The organism is Microbacterium sp., from assembly GCF_031988965.1.
Lineage (GTDB): Bacteria > Actinomycetota > Actinomycetes > Actinomycetales > Microbacteriaceae > Microbacterium.
In genome coordinates this window covers 1-1,286 of record NZ_DALZXX010000282.1, presented here as the reverse complement: position 1 = coordinate 1,286, position 1,286 = coordinate 1, and the positions used below count along the sequence as shown (strand labels likewise).

Below are 1,286 nucleotides of genomic sequence, written 5' to 3'. Positions count from 1 at the left end.
CGGGGCCCGGCGGCGCTCATCGGAGCGCTCCGCGGGCGAGCATCTGCGGCAGGTCTCCGAGCGCACCCAGCGTCATGACGGCGAGCTCTCGTGCGGTGCGCATGGTCGGCTGCTCGCCGAGTTCGCTGCGGACGGCGACGGCCTCGACCGCGGCCGGCAGCTTCACGGCCGCGTGGCGGAGTCTCTCGAGCGGCATCCGAGATCCGGTCAGCAGGAAGCCGATCGACAGGTCGGGGTACGACTGCGCGGTGAGCGCGGTGACCGCCTCGAGCCGCATGACACGGTCGGCCGCATCGATCGTCGAGGTCGCGTCGAGCAGCGCCTTGGGCGTCACGGTCGGAAGGGTGCGGATCGACAGGACCTCGGCCCCGCTGTGCTCGGGGATCTCGTTGCTCACCGAGAACAGCACCTCACGCCCGTCTCGCACGCCCTGCAGCGCGAGGGATGCCGCGGCACTGACCGTGTTCTCGAACTCGTCGTCGCTCTCGTAGGACTCCGCATCGAGATCGAGGATGATCGCGATGCGCGCGTGCCGCGATTCCTCGTACTGGCGCACCATGAGCTTGCCGGTCTTGGCGGTCGACTTCCAGTGCACATGGCGCTGCGAGTCGCCGACGACGTACTCGCGCACGGCGTGGAACGACAGATCGGCATCGACCAGCGCCGTGCTCGGCGTGCCCTCGAGATCGCGGATGAGTCCCGCGCTCGTGCTGGGCAGTCGCACGGTCACAGGATGCACGTGGATGCGCTGCACGTCGGGCCAGCGCAGTTCGCGGCGCAGGATGCCGATCGGGTCGCCGCGGGTGATGGTCATGGGCCCGACGTCGATGACACCGCGTCGATGCGCCGCGATCGTGAGCTGCTCCCGATGATGTGCGCCCGGCCGCAGGAGCGGGACGTGCGCCTCGACCAGCCCCTCCCCGACGGGCACGTCGACCACGCCGGGGAGCGAGAGGCGCTCGCCGTTGTTGCGCACGTCGAGCGTCGCACCGATCTCGGCACCGGCCACCACGCGATCCCGATCGAGTTCGAGATCGATGCGGTAGTCGTGCGCACCGAGGATGAACGGGATGCAGACGATCAGCAGAACCAGGGCGATCGCCGCGACCGCCCACGCCTCGACCCACCCGAACGCGGATCCGGCGACGACGCCGAGCACGAGGGCCACGGCGACCAGCAGCCCGGCGGTCGTGACCGTCTCTCTCACCCACTCGGCGCTGCGTCGGAGCGTGCGCGTCGTCGTGCGCAGTGCGCGGCGCAGGCCGAACACCGCGCCGCGGACGGGG

The 1,286-nt window shown here is 70.8% G+C and carries 1 protein-coding gene; it reads right to left on the bottom strand.

Annotated features, from left to right (window positions below; translation table 11 throughout):
* Window positions 1-16: 16 nt before the first annotated feature.
* The coding region (locus tag RTM68_RS18745; RefSeq protein WP_312173839.1) for a DUF58 domain-containing protein at window positions 17-1,286 on the bottom strand (1,270 nt) is incomplete at its 5' end.